This window comes from Candidatus Chloroploca sp. Khr17 (assembly GCF_004138165.1).
GTDB lineage: Bacteria > Chloroflexota > Chloroflexia > Chloroflexales > Chloroflexaceae > Chloroploca.
Genome location: NZ_RYFF01000017.1, coordinates 43,423 through 60,894 on the forward strand (window position 1 = coordinate 43,423; position 17,472 = coordinate 60,894).

The 17,472-nt window shown below is 60.7% G+C and carries 10 protein-coding genes; 8 read left to right on the top strand and 2 right to left on the bottom strand.

Translation table 11 applies throughout. The features are described from left to right. Positions 1-8: 8 nt before the first annotated feature. The gene (locus EKD05_RS11990) at positions 9-2,834 is read left to right on the top strand and encodes a LuxR C-terminal-related transcriptional regulator (protein ID WP_129672983.1); all 2,826 of its coding nucleotides are present in this window, start codon (positions 9-11) and stop codon (positions 2,832-2,834) included. Positions 2,835-2,939: 105 nt separating this feature from the next. Here the strand turns inward: EKD05_RS11990 and EKD05_RS11995 are convergent, their stop codons facing one another. Next, entirely contained in the window at positions 2,940-3,773 is an 834-nt protein-coding gene (locus EKD05_RS11995; protein ID WP_129672985.1) for a hypothetical protein, read from the bottom strand. Positions 3,774-3,795: 22 nt separating this feature from the next. Further along, positions 3,796-4,905, bottom strand: a complete 1,110-nt coding sequence (locus EKD05_RS12000; protein ID WP_129672987.1) for an SPFH domain-containing protein — start codon at positions 4,903-4,905, stop codon at positions 3,796-3,798. Between the two features lie 303 nt (positions 4,906-5,208). Here EKD05_RS12000 and EKD05_RS12005 point away from each other — a divergent pair, with 303 nt between their 5' ends. From EKD05_RS12005 to EKD05_RS12035, 7 genes are all read left to right on the top strand, one after another. Next, complete coding sequence (locus EKD05_RS12005) at positions 5,209-7,086, top strand: pentapeptide repeat-containing protein (RefSeq protein ID WP_165360707.1); 1,878 nt, start codon at positions 5,209-5,211, stop codon at positions 7,084-7,086. 11 nt (positions 7,087-7,097) lie between these two features. Further along, positions 7,098-8,099, top strand: coding sequence for a pentapeptide repeat-containing protein (locus EKD05_RS12010; RefSeq protein ID WP_165360708.1), 1,002 nt, complete (start codon positions 7,098-7,100; stop codon positions 8,097-8,099). Positions 8,100-8,257: 158 nt separating this feature from the next. Next, complete coding sequence (locus EKD05_RS12015; protein WP_129672993.1) at positions 8,258-10,756, top strand: ABC transporter substrate-binding protein; 2,499 nt, start codon at positions 8,258-8,260, stop codon at positions 10,754-10,756. A 3-nt stretch (positions 10,757-10,759) separates the two neighbouring features. Next, positions 10,760-12,637, top strand: coding sequence for a BTAD domain-containing putative transcriptional regulator (locus EKD05_RS12020; protein ID WP_129672995.1), 1,878 nt, complete (start codon positions 10,760-10,762; stop codon positions 12,635-12,637). Further along, a complete protein-coding gene (locus EKD05_RS12025) occupies positions 12,616-13,116 on the top strand; it encodes a hypothetical protein (RefSeq protein WP_129672997.1) in 501 nt (166 codons plus the stop codon). Before EKD05_RS12020 ends, EKD05_RS12025 begins: the two co-directional genes overlap by 22 nt. Positions 13,117-13,404: 288 nt before the next feature. Further along, positions 13,405-15,609, top strand: coding sequence for a heavy metal translocating P-type ATPase (locus EKD05_RS12030; RefSeq protein ID WP_129672999.1), 2,205 nt, complete (start codon positions 13,405-13,407; stop codon positions 15,607-15,609). Positions 15,610-15,825: 216 nt separating this feature from the next. Beyond that, a complete protein-coding gene (locus tag EKD05_RS12035) occupies positions 15,826-17,421 on the top strand; it encodes an ABC transporter substrate-binding protein (RefSeq protein WP_129673071.1) in 1,596 nt (531 codons plus the stop codon). Positions 17,422-17,472 lie beyond the last annotated feature (51 nt).

Here is a 17,472-nt window from a genome sequence, read left to right on the forward strand (position 1 = left end):
AGAAGACCATGTTTCATCGTGGCGTCGGGCAACATGGTTGCATTGAGCCACCTTGGGCCTTGCCGATTGTGGTCAACAGCGGCCATGGTATACTTCTCGTAGTGACCTTGTTGCTCACGTCAGGCATGATCATGGCCCCTCCCCTCATTCGCACGAAACTCAGTCCACCGCGCATAACCAATCGCCTGGTCGAACGGCTGCGTCTGCTGGCAGAACTCGGCGAACAACCCGTGCGTCGGCTAACCCTGGTTGTCGCCCCGGCTGGCTTTGGCAAGACAACCTTCGTTATCCAGTGGCTGACCAAGAGTGGGATGCCGTTTGCCTGGCTCTCGCTTGACGAGCAGGATAACGCGGTCGGGCACTTCTGGCGCTACCTCGTCGCAGCGATCCAACAAGTTTGCCCTGCAAGCTGCAGCGAGAGTGCGGCCCTGCTCAATAGTCAACCGCTCCCGCCGGTGCATGAGCTTGCCGCTACGCTGGCGAACGATCTGGCCAATCTGCCCGCCTCCCTCGCCGTGGTGCTCGACAACTTTCACCAGATTGCGGATCAGAATATCCATGACGCTCTGATTTGGTTGGTTGCCTATCTGCCCGACCACGTCCAGTTGGTCGTGATCAGCCGCACCTCGCCGCCCTGGGTGCTGGGGCGCCTGCGTGGTCGAGCCATGCTCGGCGAGGTGCGCGCCGCCAGCCTGCGCTTTACGCCTGACGAGGCGCGGGCCTTGCTCAGCGAGAGTCTCCGTACCGAGCTGCCCAATGAGCTTGTTGACCTGATCTACCAGCGCACCGAGGGCTGGGCGGTGGGCCTCCAGCTTGCCAGCCTCTCGTTGCGTAGCTCGCCCGACGTTCGCGCCCTAGCCCAGGGCCTGCGCGGGACGAGCCGCCACATTGCCGACTACCTGCTCGACGAGGTGCTGAACGATCAGCCGGAGGACCTGCAACGTGTGTTGCTGTACTCGGCGCTACCCGAGCGCTTTTGCCCCGGGCTGTGTGTGCATCTGCTGGAGGACATGCCCCTGGAGGTAGCCCGGGCGACGGTTGCCGTGATCGAGCGGCGGGGGCTATTCCTGGTGGCGCTCGATGACGAGCAGGTCTGGTATCGCTATCACCATCTGGTGCGCGATCTGCTCGTCTTTCGGCTTCACGAACTTGTCGGCGACGCCGGGATCGTGGCGCTCTACCGCCGCTGCAGCACCTGGTTTGCCGGGGAGGGGCTGATCGATGAGGCGGTAAGTCACGCGCTCAAGGCCAGTGATCCAGATCTGGCGGCCAGCCTGATCGAGCAGAGCTATGCCGTGCTTCTTGAGCGCGAGGACGGGCTCGTCCGGCTTGCGTCCCTGCTCGCGCTGCTGCCCGAGGCGGTGATCGCGGAGCGCCCGCGCCTGCTGCTGGCCCGCGCCTTCGTGAGCTTTGTGCGCTTGAACTTCACGAGCCTCCCGCTGATCGTCGAACAGATCAGCGCCTGGCAAGCCAGGAGCGCGGCGCACCCGAGCGGCGCGGAGGACGAGGAACTGCGCGGCGACATCGCGCTGATCCAGTCTATCGCCGCGCTTTGGGCTTGCAACTACACCACGGCGAAGCGCCATGCCCAACAGGCGCTGCAGCTTATTCCGCGGCGGCGGGGGCAAATCTTTGCGCTCGCGGTCATCCACTATACGGTGGCCATGGTTCATCTCGGCGATAGTGCGGGCGGCATCGCTTTCATGCACCAGGAGTTAGGCCAGTTCGATGCGCAGGCCCTCACGGCCCGCATGACGATCCTATTTGGGCTCGGCTATAACTACCATATCGCCGGACAGTTCGGCACCTTCGAGCGCGACATTAGCCCTATGGTGACGGATCCTAGCAGCACCGACCGCTTCTTCCTCTGCTGGGGGAACTACCTGCTCGGGCGCTATCACTATGAGCGCAACGAACTCGACGCTGCGCAAGATCATTTCCTTCGTGCGAGCCGCTATCCGCACCATGCGCAGGAGCACGTATATCAAGACAGTCTGCTCGGTTTGGGGCAGATCGCACTGCTGCGCGGCGATTTCGATCTGGCCGCCGCGTACGCGCAGCGGATGCGCGCCTTCGCCCGCGATCGCGCTCGCAGTGACCTGTTTGCGTTCGCGGCAGCGCTCGACGCCCTGCTTGCGCTGGCGCGGAACGACCTGATCAGCGCCGGCTTGCAGCTGGAGCTGATCAATCCCCGGATCTACGCGGGCCACACCTTCTGGCTGGGGCATGGCCGCTGGCACCACGCCCTCGTGCAGATCCACCAGGCGACGCCCGCGAGTCTGGTCGAGGCTGAGGCGAACCTGAGCCGCTACGTGGCTGAGGCCGAGGCGGCGCACAATCTGTTCGGGCAGATCCGCGCCGGTGCGCAACTTGCCCTGGTGCATGAGGCCCGCAGCGACGTGGCGGCGGCCCTGGTGCTGCTGACACGGGTGGTCGCTCTGGCTGCGCCACGCGGTTTCGTGCGCTCCTTGCTGGACTGCGGGCCAACCCTGGCCCCACTGCTGCACCAGTTGCTGCCTGATCACCCGGATCGTGCGTATATCACCCACTTGCTCAGCCTGTGTGCCGACGGCCAGGCGCTGTTGTCGGTACCCGCTTCCCCCGTTCAGCAGTTGAGTGTCGGCTCGGCTGCGGCACCGGCGTTGCTGACCGAGCGCGAGCAAGAGATCCTGCTGCTGCTGCAAGAGCGTCGCACCGACCAGGAGATCGCCGAGCAGTTGATCATCGCGGTGACGACGGTACGCACCCATACGAGAAACATCTACGCCAAGCTTGAGGTGGGCAATCGCCGCGAGGCCGTCAGTCGTGCGCGCACGTTGGGCTTGCTATCGTAGGCCCGCCGGGTGCATGTGAAAGCGCCCCTCCTCTCCCTGCACGGGAGAGGAGGGGCGCGAATGCTTCTTCACGTCGTGCCCAAGCAGGGGAGAAGCCTGAATCGATCAGGCTGTTTCATTGCTGGACGCAACGACCTGCGGTTCGGCGCTCGCTGCTGGAGCGGCGTGAGATGTCGGCTCGCGGCGGCGGAAGGTGTTGCGCAGACTGCTGCCCCAACTTGGCTTCTTCGTCGCACCATCGGCCCGGCTCGCCTCTTCAAAGACGGCCATGAAGATCGTCCAGTTGTTGGTCGCGGCCTCGCGCAGCATAACGCCGATCTGCTCCTGACGAGCCTGCTCGTTGGCGACCATCAGATCGGGTGAGAGCGCCGGGGCGGCCTCGCGCCGTACCAGATCAGCGTAGATCTTCTGGGTGATCAGCTTGTGCTCGCGGCTGAAGGGTTGATCGAGCAGCTCAAGCGCCTGCTTGAAGAATTCGAAATCGCCCTGGATCGTGGTAGCCTGAAAACAGGCGCTACAGTAGTGATTGACAATCGCGATCGCCGCCTTCTCGAGGCTGGGGTTGCCGGACAGGCGCTGGTTGGTGAGCCAGTCTAGGTTGAAACCGAGATTGGTGCAGAAATGGGCGAGTTGATCGGCCAGGGCGCTCACCTGCTCTTTAGAGAGGCCGTCGATCCAGGTGCGTAGTTCGGCATTCGGGAGGTTGGCGCTGGCCCACTTTTGGAACTGGAGGGCCTGTTCGGATTGGTTGGAAGCACCAAACCAGAAACGGCGCTTCTCAGCAGGCGCATCTGAAGTCGCTTCACTCACCGGAGTTGGTGCTGCCACGGGCAGTTCTTTGCTTTTTTGCTCCTCGCGCTCGGCCATGCGGCCGCCGAGATAGATGCCGGTAATCACGCTAACGATGGCGACAATGCTTCCAAAGATGAAAAGACTCATAATTCCGACTCCTTCACATAATCTACGGTTCACTCGATGCGGCGTCGTCGAACTCGGGGACAGCGGGTAACGGAAGCGTCGTATTGAGCGTGTTCAGGTCGGTCAGCGGGACGGTGGGCGTAAGCGGATTGGTTGCACTGACCGAACTCGTTGCGGTGAGCTGGGGAATTGGTAGAATGAACTGCTGATCGGCAGGCAGTAGCATCACCTGGATGTTGGGTGCGAGGCGCTCGATGTAGTAGTAGCTCAGCAGTTCTGGACTGGTCGCCAGGGCTTCGCCGATCACCTTGAGCGCCTGGGCCCGCGCCCGCGCCTCGATCAGTAGCGCGTCGGCACGCCCCCCCGCGAGGAGACGTTGCCTCTGCGCCAGGTATTGGCTCGCGATCTGATCTTCCAAAGCCACCTGCTTGCGCTCGATCGCACTTGCGAACTCAGCTGAGAATGAGATATCACGAATGACGAGTTGGTCGAGGATGAAGCCCTTGCGGCGTAACTCTTCACGCAGCAACTCGTTGAGCAAATCCTCAAGCTCGAGACGCGCCGAACTGTTCACCTCTTCGGCAGTAAATTGCGAGATCTGGGTGCGGATTTGGCCGCGTACCACCGTACGCACAAAGTCGTCGCGATAGCGATTCTGCCAGTCTACATGCACGAGTACGGCTTGAACCGGGTCGATCCGAAAGATAACCGAGCAGTCGATCAACACCTCCTGTCCATCACTGGTACGTGCGCGAATAGAGGTGTCGTCGGCTGCATCGGCATCCTCGGTCGCACTCGCCATGGTATACGTCTGCCAGTAGGCCGGATATTCAATCGTCGACTCAATAAAAGGAAAGATCATATGAAAACCCGGGCGCATGGCCTGGGGTCTGATGCCGCGCGGTGAGAGCAGCGAGGGCACGACGGCGACGTTTTCAGGTGGCACATATCGTACCGCAAAGCTCAGGCCGCTAAAGGCGATCAGGAGCACCACTGTGATCAGCACCGGCAACGAGAGCAAAAAGCGCAACGCTTTCCGCGGGCCATAGCGGAAGAGCAGACGAAAAAAGGTAAACAAGCCAAAGATGATGAAGACCGTCCAGCCCAACATGCTGATAATGTTGATGGCATTGACGATGATCTCAAGGAACACTTCATCCTCCCGTTGCTAGTCGGCATGGTCTAGCATAGTGGGCGATCGCCTTAAGAACGCCTTAGGTGCAATACGTTTCAAAGCAGGACGCGAACAGACCTCACAGGTCTTGATGATGGCATCCCAATGCCGACGAGCAGACCTGTGAGGTCTTCTTTGAAAGATACTGTTGGCCTTTAGGCAAGGCTTCGCATGTTTCAAGGCGTCTTTAAGGCGGTGGTACGGTATGGTAGCCTCGTCGGCATGTGCTTCCAGCGTGAACTGAAGCCGACACGACTTCAAGGCAGAGAGTGAGGAATGATCGTGCGGTTGATCCTCTGGCGCCTCTTCCAGCTTACCGTCATTATCGGCGCGCTTGTCGTCGTGAGTCTGGTCACGGTGCTTAACCCTGTGCGCTGTGCCCCCGATTGTATGGGGGCCGACCTGGCCGGAAGTTCCCTGAATGGGGCCAATCTCAGTGAGGTCAATCTGGTCGAGTCCAATCTGGCGCGTACGACGCTTGAGCGCGCCGCACTCGCTGGGGCCGACCTCTCGGGATCGAGCGTCACCGACGCGATCCTGCTCAACGCCGATCTCAGCGGCACCGAGCTGGTGGGGGCAAATTTCAGCAATTCTGATCTGCGTGGCGTAACTTTGTTTGGGGCCGACTTGAGCGGTGCCAATCTCAGCGGGGCCAATCTGACCAGCGTCGATTTGCGCGGCGCAGTCAGTTTGCATGGCCTGCTGCTCACCGATGCGCTGCTGGTAGAGGCCAATCTGGCCCAAACTGACCTGAGCGGGGTTGATTTGAGTGGCTCGAACCTGAGCGGGGCCAACCTGAGCGGGGCCAATCTGAGCGGGGCCAATCTGAGCGGGGCCAGCCTGAGCGGGGCTAACCTGAGCGGGGCGGACTTGAGTGGTGCCTGGCTCAATCTTGTCGATCTCACCGGGGCTGATTTGACCGGCGCGAGCCTGGCCGGGGCAACGCTCATCGGCAGTACCCTCGCCTCGGTCGTCTTCAATGGGGCCAACCTGAGTGGCGTAGCCGCGATCGGGGCGAATTTTGACGGCGCTGATCTGCGCGGTGCCACCATTAGCGGTGCCCGCTTCCTGGTAAGCACCATCACCGATCTTGATCTCCAGGTTGATCCGCTTTTTGCGGCACTGCGCGAAAACGAGTTCAACCAGGTGCTCCGCAATGCTCGGCTCAAGGGCGTGCGTTTTGACGATACGGTCGTTTGGTCGCCCGATAGCAAGACGGCTCTGGAGAGCCTGCTTGGCTTCGAGCTTGTGCTGCCTGTCACAACCGAGGTGTCCGACGTCGGCGGGATCGATCTCGGCACCGTTGTCCCTGCTCGCTACGAGGGGGCGATCGCGATGGCAGGCAGCGCGATGGTCTACCCGCTGACCCGTGCGATTGCCGACAAGTTTGAGGCAGCGGGATATCCCGGCACGCTGAGCATCGCGATTACGGATACCGGCTCTAGTCTCGTCCGCCTGTGCGAAGCGCGTGATCTCGATCTTGTGAACGCCGGCCGTCTCATCACCGCTGAAGAGCGCGCCATTTGTGCGGAAAACGCGCACGAACCGGTGGGCCTACGGGTCGGGACAGACGCGGTTGTGGTTGTGGTGCATCCGCGCAACGAGTTTCTTAGGAATGCCTCACTCGATGAGTTGCGACGGATCTTCACCGCCAAAAATTGGTTCGATGTGAACCCACGCTGGCCGCGCCAGCCAATTGAGCGCTTTGTGCCGTCTGCCGGTTCCAGTGCGCGTACCTTCTTCGAGCAAACGGTTGGCGTGACCGAGGAGGAGCTGAGCTCGGCGAGCAACACCATTATGAGCGACGATATGGTCGCGCTCGGGGCGGCGCTGGCCAACACGCCCTATGGCATCGCCTTTCTGGACTATGCCGCTTTTCAGGCGAATATCGACGCGATCCAGACGATCAGAGTCGCGGGTGTGGCGGCAAACTATCAGAATGTCGAAGCGGGTCGCTACATCATGGCCCGGCCGCTCTATCTTTACGCCGATACCGCGACGTTGCGCAGGAAGCCCCAGGTCGCGGCTTTTATCGCCTTCTATTTGCGGCAGGCGAATGCAGCCAGCCAGGAGATAGGCATCTTTCCACCAAGCGAAACCGTTCTGCGTACCTCAGCGGCAGCCCTTCAAACAGCGCTTGCCACTGATGCGAACAAGTGAGGCAGGTGTTTGTGATCAGCAGAAGCTTGTATCTGTTGGCCTTGCTCGCCGGACTACTGTTGCTCAGCGGATGTGTGGCGCGGTTTCAGCTTCCGCTGGGCTGCCCGCCAGATTGCACAAAGGTCAATCTGCAGAACGCCAGCCTTAGAGGGGTCGATCTGCGCGGTGCGCAGCTCAATAGTGTCACTCTTGCCCAGGTTGATCTGGCTGGGGCCGATCTCCGTGCGGCCGAATTGGCGGGTGCGAATCTGGCCGGCGCAGTGCTCAGCGGCGCAGATTTGCGGGGTGCCAATCTCAAGGGTGCGAACCTGACTGAAGTCAACCTGACCGGCGCAAATCTGGCCGAGGCCAACCTGAGTAGTGCCGACCTGACTGGGGCCAACCTGACGGGACTCGACCTGAGCACTACGGTGCTCACCGCCGTGACGCTTGAGCAGGCCCGCATGATCAATGTCAACCTTGCGGGTAGCAATCTCAGCGGCGTGCGCCTGGTCGGCGCCAACCTGCGTGGCGCGAACCTGGCAGGCGCGAACCTCGCCGGGAGTGTGCTTGGCGACGAGACGGAGGGATCTGGCGCAAGCTTTCAGGGCGCGGATCTGCGCGAAGTTGATCTGACCGGCGCAAATTTGAGCAATACCGACCTGTCGGGTACCAACCTGCGCGGGGCGACCATGATCGGGGCAACGCTCGATACAACGACGCTCTCGGGGGCCGACTTGCGCGAATGCGTGTTCGATAAGGCGACGATCACCCGTACCAATATGGGCGGCGCACGGATCGAGGGTGCCAGCTTTGTCAGCACGCAGTTCCGCGAACGGGTGATCTTCTCAGGTGCCCGGATGCACCGGGCCAGGCTTGGGCAGGCCGTGGTACCAAACGCGCAAGCGCAGGGTGCGCTCGGCGGCGAACCGCTCATTGGCCTGGTGCTGAACGGCGTGCGTTACGATGCCAGCACGACCTGGCCTGAAAACCTAGCGCTCCCCTCCAGTGTGATCCTCGAGACCAGTCGGTGAGCCGCCCTGCTGCGGATCGCTTCTTTCGATCCGCAGCATCATTAGTCAATCATCAATTTGTAACGATCCCGCCCTCACGACACTCCCCATATACTTGAACGCAATGCACGCGGCTTGCAGCTAGCGGGGCTCTTTTGACAACGCCGGAGGAGCGCATTGTGATCGTGTATTTGGTTGCCGTAGTCCTCGTGGCGCTGAGCATCGGTGCGCTTGTTGGCGTCCTTCGCGCCAGACATTCTGCAGAGTACCGTCGATCAACCAAGGCGCAGGCTTCTTCCCTCCCGATGTTCAAGCGGCGACCACCCGGCGGAGAGCACCAGCGCAGAAGCTGGTTCCGTAAAAAACCCGCCGCAGCACCGACCACAGTTCGCCTGCGACCGCAGAGCGTCGGACGCCGTCGAAAGGCCTTGCTGCTGCTAGCCGGCATGATCATCATCGGTGGGGGGGGCTTGCTCATCTACAACCGTGTGCCATCGGCAATCCCGATCCCATCCGCTGGAGCCGTCGAGCTCGCGGTGCAGTTGCCCCTCAGCGGCGAGGCGGCCGCGAGCGGCCTTCCGCCCTCAGAGGGCATTCAGATGGCGATCGAGGAAGCCAATGCCAGCGGATCGGGTCCGCCATTCAAGCTCACCAGTTACGATGACGAGGGCAGCAGCGAGCTAGCGCGGGGCGTGGCCGAGCAGATTGCGGCCAGCCAGGCGCTGCTAGTGCTGGGACCCGCTTTCAGCTCAACCGCCCTTGCCACTGGGCCGACGTTTGCGGCCGCAGACATGGTCGCCCTTCCGACGAATGCGACATCAGACCAGATCACGTCAAACCTGACAACCTTTCGGTTGCTCTTCAAGAATAGCGAGCAAGGCGAGTTGCTCGCCAACTATCTTGTGCGGGTGCTTGGTCAGAAGCAGGCGGCGGTCTTCGTCGCTGATACGTCATACGGCCAGACCCTGCGTGAGGGCTTTGAGCGTGCAGCCACAGGGCTTGAACTGCAGGCCGACTACTACGTCTTCAGCGATGCGATTCAGGCAAGCGAGATGGCCGAACAGGTTGCGCAGAACCCCGCTCCTCCCGCAATCGTTCTGCTGACCCTCGACCGTGAGGGTGCCCGCATTCTGATCGCCCTCCGCCGACGCGGTGTGAGCGGGCCGTTTCTTGGGGGTGATTCGTTTGGCAAGCAGAGCTTCACCGAACTAGTGAAAAATCAGCCTGAAGAGAGCGAACAGCCCGGCTTCTTTACCAATCAGCTCTACGCGCTGGCACCACTCATCCTTGACTCGGCGAATGGCGCAACCCTCGCCTTCGCTGAGCGCTACCGAACCCGCTTTGGACAGGATCCGGACTGGTCAGCCGTCTCTGGCTACGAAGCGGCGACGCTGGCCGTAGCTGCGGTACGGGCTACCGCAATCGACCCGGCGATCAGCCGCAACCTGCCGGCGCGGCGCGAGGCTTTGGGGGTCTATCTGCGTGGCCTCAACAGCCCCGAGCAGGCGCTGCCCGGCCTGCTCGGGCCCGTCTGGTTTGACGAGGGCAAGGGCCGCCAGTTGGCGATCAGAGTTGGCCGTTTTCGCCGCGGGCACTTCGAGTCGGCCTCGGCGCAGATTGTCACGGTGCTAACGCCCGACCCGACCGAGCTGGCTTCGGGTGCGATCTTTGAACTCAGCCCTGGGCGCTACGCTCGGCTTCAGTTGGTGGCCCATACCGGGATCTTCATCAATGAACTCACGTCGATCGATATGCGCGGCTCGCGCTTTACCGCCGACTTCTATCTATGGATGCGCTTTGCGCGCATCAATGGCGCTCGGGTTGCCGATCCCACCAAGCTGCGCTTCCCCGACATGGTGAGCGGCACCTTTGAGCGCGAGCAGCCAGTGCGTCAGTTGGTTATGGAAGACGGGAGTGAGTACTGGCTCTGGCGCGTGCGGGGTGAGTTTCGCAGTGCGCCCGACCTGCGACGCTTTCCCTTCGATCAGCAGAACCTGGCGCTTGGCTTCGTCAACGCCGATGCAACCGCCGAGCAAATTCTCTATGCACGTGATCGCCAGACGGGCGACGGCGAGCCTACCCCACCGCTTGATGGCGGTGCAACGGCGGACGTCGCAATGGTCGATGGCGGAATCGCTGACCCAGAGGCGTTGCGTAACCTCGGCGAATGGACTGTTGCCAGCATCTACGCACAGCGTGCGGGTCTGAGCACCGACTCGCTTCTCGGCGACCCGACACGCGACGAGTTGAGTGCGCGGCTCGATATTTCAGGCTTCACGGCAGGAGTCACCCTACGGCGCACGTTACCCGTGTTTGCCACCACCGTGCTGCCCCTACTGGTGTTGTGCGCGATCCTCTTCAGTTCGCTCTTGCTGCCAAGCGACCGCGTCCAGGAGCGGGTGCTGATCGCGGTCTTCGCGGCGCTTGGCGGGCTCGTGCCGCTGGCTGCGCTCAACAGCCAGGTAGGCGCGGCAGGCACCACCATCCCGCTCATAAACAGCTTCTACGTCTACTTTGGCCTAGCCCTGCTCTGCGGCGGTGTGGCGCTGGGTAGCGCACGGTTGCGTGCGTCGGGTTTGGATCCTGCGGCAGAGCGCCTCGAGGCGCGCATACGGCCTATCTTTTTATTAGCTGTGGGCGTCACCATTGCGACCCTGACGCTCGTTTTGTGGCGGTAAACCATGCTCTACCTCAGACTGCTCGGTGCCCCGGAAGTTCGCCTTAACGGAACCTTGCTCAGCGAGATTACGAGCAAGAAAGCGCTGGCCCTGCTCTTCTACCTGGCGATGACCCGGCGCAACCACCTGCGCGATGAATTGGCGAGCCTCTTCTGGTACGACATGCCGGATGCTCAAGCCCGGAAGAATCTGCGCAATATTCTGCCCATCCTGCGTACGCTGCTTGGCGATCACCTGATCATCACCCGGCACATGGTAGGCCTGAACCCCGCCGCTCAGGCCTGGCTCGACGTCGAGCGCCTCTGCGCTGTGCTCAAGGACGATCACCACCCTCAATCGCTGAAGGCCATGGCCGAGGCGCTCGCGCTCTACGAGGGCGACTTTCTCACCGGCTTCTATGTGTCAGACGCGCCTGCTTTCGAGGAGTGGATGCTCAGGCAGCGCGATCATCTGCATCAGCTTGTCGTGCACAGCCTGCATGATCTCGCCGTGCAGGCCCTCAAGGAGGAGGCTTACCCGCAGGGCATGGAGGCTACCCGGCGTCTTCTGCGGCTTGAGCCCTGGAACGAGAAGGCTCACCAGTTGCAGATGGAACTGCTTGCAGCCCTGGGCGAGCGCGAGCGCGCTTTGATGCAGTACCAGTTGTGCCGGCGTGCGCTACGGAGTGAATTCGCGATTGAGCCCACCGCCGAGACGCAGGCCATCTATGCACGAATCAAGGCGCTGGCGCCGCTACGCAGACCAGGTGATAACCAGGTGCGGGCGCCTGGGCGACAGCATGCCGAGTGGGCGCTGCGTGAACCGCAGCTTGCGCCAGCCCAGGTGAACCGCCCTGAGGCGTCACTCTTCTTCGGCCGCGAAGAGGAGGCGCACCGCTTGTATCAGTGGATTGCCCGCGAACAGTGTCGGCTGCTCATGCTCACCGGCAGGGTCGGCATGGGCAAGACGGCCCTGGCCCGCTACGTTGCGCAGATGTTCTCCCATGCCGAGAGTAAGGGGGCGTTTGGCACGGTGGGCAACCCACCAATCCTCTGGCACTCGTGCCGCGACCTGCGCTCGGCGCACCAACTCCTCGACGACTGGCTGAGTCAACTCGGGGAACAGCCAGATCAGGGCGCACGGCACGAGGCACGCGAGGCGCTGTTGCTCGCGCAGTTGCGCCGTCGGCGCTGCTTGCTCGTGCTCGACGATCTTGAACGCCTGGCCGAGCCTCCGCTCACGGCTGGCAGGGCCGAGTCCTTCTGGCGGCTGATCGAGGGCATCGTGGCAAGCGAGCATCAGAGCTGCCTGCTGCTGGTTGGGCGCGAGATGCCTGCACTTAGTACCTACCTCGAAGTCACATCGAGTGTCACCCACTCGCTGTGCCTCGGTGGGTTGCCCCACGAGGCCGCTGAAGGCCTCCTCTCTTCCTATGGTCTGATCGAAGGCTCGCTGCTTGCACGCCGACTGACTGAGCAGTACGATGGCGCACCGCTCTTCCTCCATCTCGCTGCGCGCACGATCAAGAGCTATGGCTCTGGCCGCCTCGCTGACTATACCAACGCCCACACGTTCTTGTTTGATAGCGTGCGGAGCGTGCTCGACAACGAGTTTGCGGCGCTCGATCCGCTCGAGCGCATGATTCTTGCGACGCTCGCCTGCGTGACCCAGGCCCTTGCGCCATCGCAACTGCACTATGCTCTCCGCAACAAGGTTAGCTTGCCTGTCCGGCTCTCGGATCTGCTCAGTGGGCTCCAGCGTCTCAAGCGCCGCTCACTGGTGATCGTCGCCCATGAAGGCTTTGCGCTCCCCCGGCTGATGCATACCTACGTGCGCACCCGGGTTGAGCATGAGCACTACTACCAGGAGGATACGTCGCAATGGTTACCGCAACCATCTTGATCACAGGTGGCCTGATCGTCGCCGGTACACGCATCCTGCTCAAGCGTAGACAGGTTCGGACGCCCACCTGGCTGATCCAGCCTGACGGTAGCCGGGTGAAATCCTATGCCGTCATTGTTGAGAGCGATGAGGTGACGGCGCTGAGCGAAGAGCGTGCGATCAAGACGAATTACACGCTCTCAACGCTCTCGCTCGGCCTGAATCTCGCCAGTACGTTGCTCTTCGACCCGGTTAAGTGGCTCGGCCTGCCGCTCGATATCTACAACCTGGGGGTTATCATCGAGCATGGCTTTAGCGATTTGCGGCGGAGTGCCCAGATGGTTGTGATCGTCGTTGTTACGATCACGCTGATGATCTCGGGCCAAGCGCTCCTCATCTCCAGCATCCAGTGGATCTACTTCTTCTCCCGCAAGTTCGTGCTGGACGTGCAGAAGCACCTGCGAACGCTGTCTACCGCCGAGCGTGCAACTGCGACGTGAGGAGAACATAAGAGGGTCTGGGAGAACCAGATTCTCCCAGACGCCTTTTTTCATTGCGGTGGTATGCGCTGTGCGCATAACCAAGACCCAGATGCCAAGGCGTTTCTAAGGCGCTTGGCGAGTAGGATGAGCCTTAGCCTACTTCGCGGCTTTATATCAGTTTGCATGCTTCATCTTCATCGCCGGCCGCGCCTAGCGAGTCAACATCCTGATCACGTAGGGGACGCTGTTTGTTGGGCTTAGCCATGCTCTGCTGCCATTGCTGCGGGAAGAAGGACTCCATTAATTATGCTGCTTGAATTCCTCGCCGCTCGCGGGGCGGCCTATGCCGGGGTGCGTAGCTATAAGCAGTGGCGCGACCGCCATTCGTTCAACCTGATTCTGGCGACAGATGATACCCCCCCGCGTCTGCCGCCGCCTGAGGGGATGGCTGCGCTGAAACAGGGCGGTTATGCGGTTTTCGCTGCTCTGGATCGTGTCCAAGAGCGCACCATCAATCCGCTGCTTGATGATCTGTATGACGCTAGCGCGGCGCTGGTTGGCACCCATATTGGGCCACTGCTGAACCAACGTACGCATGGATACCTTGTACGGATCCTTGGCGATGACAAAGAGCGAGAGATTCGCCCCGAAGAACGGGTTGTGAACCGGGGCATTACGCGCGCAGCGGTGGCGCTTGTTACAGCGAGTATCGGCACCCTCCTCTTTCAACCGCTGATGCTGGTGGCAGTGTTCCTGATGGTGCTAGCCTGGCTTGACTTTGCGCAGCAGGCCTATGACGAGTTGATCCAGAAACGGACGATCGGCGTCCGCTTCTTGGGTGCATTCGCGATCGCTTCCTGGTTGCTCGTTGGCCAGATCCTGCTCTTAGCGATATTCGGCGTGGTTTTCAGCCTGACGAACAAAGCTGTGGCCCGTACCCGCGACACCTCGCGCAAACGGCTGACGAATATTCTCGGCGAGATGCCGCGCTTTGTCTGGCTGGTGCATAATGGAGTCGAAGTCCAAATCCCCTTCGACTCATTGCAAGTGGGCGATTGCATCATCGTGCATCCCGGCGAGTTGATCCCAATCGACGGCATCATCGTGACCGGCAGTGCCAGTGTTGATCAGCATATGCTGACCGGTGAGGCTCAGCCGGCTGAGAAACATACCGGTGCTCCGGTCTATGCGGGCACCATCCTGCTGGCTGGCACACTCCACATCCAGGTCGAAAAGACTGGGAGTGATACGGTGGCGGCCCAGATTGGCAAGGTGCTTGATCGTACCGCCGACTATCGTTCGTCTACCGAACTTCAGGGTCTGCTGATTGCCGATTATAGTGTTCCGTTGACCTTCGGTGTATGGTTTGTGACGCTGGTCGCGTTGGGGCCGGTGAGCGCAACTGCGGCGATAACATGCTCAATTGGCTATCAGACCCGGCTGACTGCACCGCTGAGTGTGCTGAATTTCCTGGCGATGGCCGCCGATCATAGTCTACTGGTCAAAGATGGGCGGGCCCTGGAACTCGTCTACTCGGTGGATACGGTGGTCTTTGACAAAACCGGTACCTTGACCCAGGAACAACCCCACGTAGGGGCGATCCACACGACGAATGGGTACAGCGACGATGCGATCCTACGGTTTGCCGCTGCCGCAGAGTACAAGCAGACGCATCCAATCGCCCGAGCGATTCTGCATGCGGCTGCTGCACGTCAGCTTGCCATTCCTCCAATTAGCGACGCCGCCTACACGTTGGGGTATGGCCTGACCGTGCAACTCGACGAGTTGGTCGTGCGGGTAGGCAGTGCTCGCTTTCTGCAACACGAAGGCATCACCATTCCCGCACAGATTGAAACCGTGCAGCAGCAGTGTTATGCCCAGGGCCAGTCGCTGGTCTATGTCGCCGTAGACGATCACCTGGCTGGAGCGATTGAGCTGCATCCTACCATGCGCCCCGAAGCACGTGCCATGGTTCAGAAGCTCAAGCAGCGCGGCCTGGATCTGTATATCATTTCGGGCGATCATGCCGAACCCACCCAACGGCTGGCGCATGAATTGGGCATTGATCACTTTTTTGCCGAGGTGCTGCCCGAGGAAAAGGCCAACCTGATCGACCAGTTGAATGCCGAGGGGCGATCAGTATGCTTCGTTGGTGACGGTATCAACGACGCCATTGCCCTCAAGAAAGCGCAGGTCTCGGTATCACTGCACGGGGCGACAACCGTGGCGATGGACACAGCCCAGATCATTTTGCTTGACCAAAACCTCAGCCGTCTGGTTACGCTGTTTGAGCTATCCGACCAGCTTCATGCCACGATGCGGCGCAATCTGCTGGCGTCGGTAATGCCTGGGATCACCAGTGTGGTTGGTGTCTATATCTGGCACTTCGACATTCTTGTGGCCTCACTCCTTAGCTGGCTGGGTCTAACTACCGGCGTGACCAACTCGATGCTGCCGATCATTCGGCACTGGCAAAACGATCCGGTCAGCATGGTTGATCCGCCAGATTAGCTCTTCCGCCAGGGTAATCGAGAACCAATATCTTGCAAAGTAAGGACGAGAAGCGACCTCACAGGTCTTGATGATAGCGTCCCAATGCAGATGAGCAGACCTGTGAGGTCTTCTTTGCAAGGCATTGGGCCTAGATCGAGTGGGCAACTTAGGATGCTGTGACGTATCTGCTGCGCCCTGTTTGCACAGCAGGAAAAGAATCAGGAAGGAATTCAGATGACCAAGAACGATGTACGGCTCACACTGCTCACCCGCCGCGATTTTCTCCAGGTGCTGGGAGGTACCGCGATCGCCGCAGCGCTGGTAGCCTGCGGTGCACCCACAGTTCAGCAAGGAGCAGAGAGTACAAGCGCCCCAGCGCCAGCGGCTGGCGAACCACAGCGCGGCGGCACTCTGCGGGTGGCGTTCGTGATCCCACGAGGCGTGTTTGACCCGGCTCTGATAACTAGGCTTGAGGATCTCCACGTTGCCCTGGCGACCCATGAACACCTGGTGCGCCTGGATGCAAATCAGGTGCCACAGCCCGGCCTGGCTGTAGCCTGGGAGCCGGACGAAACCAACATGATCTGGACTTTTACCCTGCGCGAGGGCGTCACGTTCCATCATGGTACGCCCTTCACCGCCAAGGATGTTGTCTTTGCCTATGAGCGTGCCCTCGATCCGGAGATGGGATCGCCGGGGCTGAATTTGATGAATATGGTTGATCGGGTGGAAGCAGTGGATGATACGACGGTTCGCTTCTATCTCAATGCCCCAACGACCGATTTTCCCGCGTATACCAGCCTGGGCTGGTTCCTGATTGTGGCGCACGATCGGACTGCCGAACAACTGGCGACTGAACCATCTGGCACCGGCCCCTTCCGCTTCAGTGAGCAACGTGCCGGCGAACAGACCACCATGGTACGCAACGAAGCGTACTGGAATGCGCCCCGCCCGTATCTCGACGAACTGCGCTTTGTGTATATTGCCGATTCGGCTGCCCGCATCGAGGCGCTGCGGAGCAACATTGTCGATGTAATCTGGCAGATCGAACCCGAAGTTGTGGCGGCCCTAGAGCAGAGCGCCGATCTCCGTGTGCTCAAGACGCCCAGCGGCGAACACAACTCGCTCGTTATGGATGTTACCAGCGCCCCCTTTGATGATGTGCGTGTCCGCCAGGCCTTCAAACACTGTGTGGATCGCGAGGGCATGGTGCAGGCCGTGCTGCAGGGCTATGGTGTGGCCGGTAATGATCAGCCGGTGGCGCCAAATGATCCGGCCTGGGCGGACATTGCGCCGCTCGCGTACGATCCCGAGCGGGCCAAGGCTTTGTTGGCCGAGGCCGGCTACCCCGATGGCCTGGAAATTACGCTCGCCACATCGGATTCGCGCCCTGGTATGGTGCCAATGGCCGTGGCCTTTCAAGAGATGGCCAAGCCCGCTGGCATTACGGTAGCTATCGAGCGCCATCCAGGCGAAACCTACTGGACGGAAGTATTTATGCAAACGAACTTCTTCACCAGTAAATGGTCGGTGTTTGCCAATGCCGATATGCTCCTGCATATGGGCTATCGATCCGATGGAGCCTGGCTTGAAACGGGGATCCAGGATCCGGCACTGGATGCCCTGATTTCGGAGGTACGTAGCGAAGCTGATCCAGCACAGCGCCAAGCGATGTATCGCGAGATACAAGAACTGATTAGCTACGAAGGTGGGGAGATCATTCCCTATTTCAAATCCCTGTTGTCTACGACACAGGCCAACGTACAGGGCGTACAGATGATCCCCACAAGCTGGATGTACTTCGATGAGACCTGGCTAACCACAGCATAAGTACCAGTAAGACAAAGTTCACATCCACTTGACAATGGTTGGTGTGGGTTC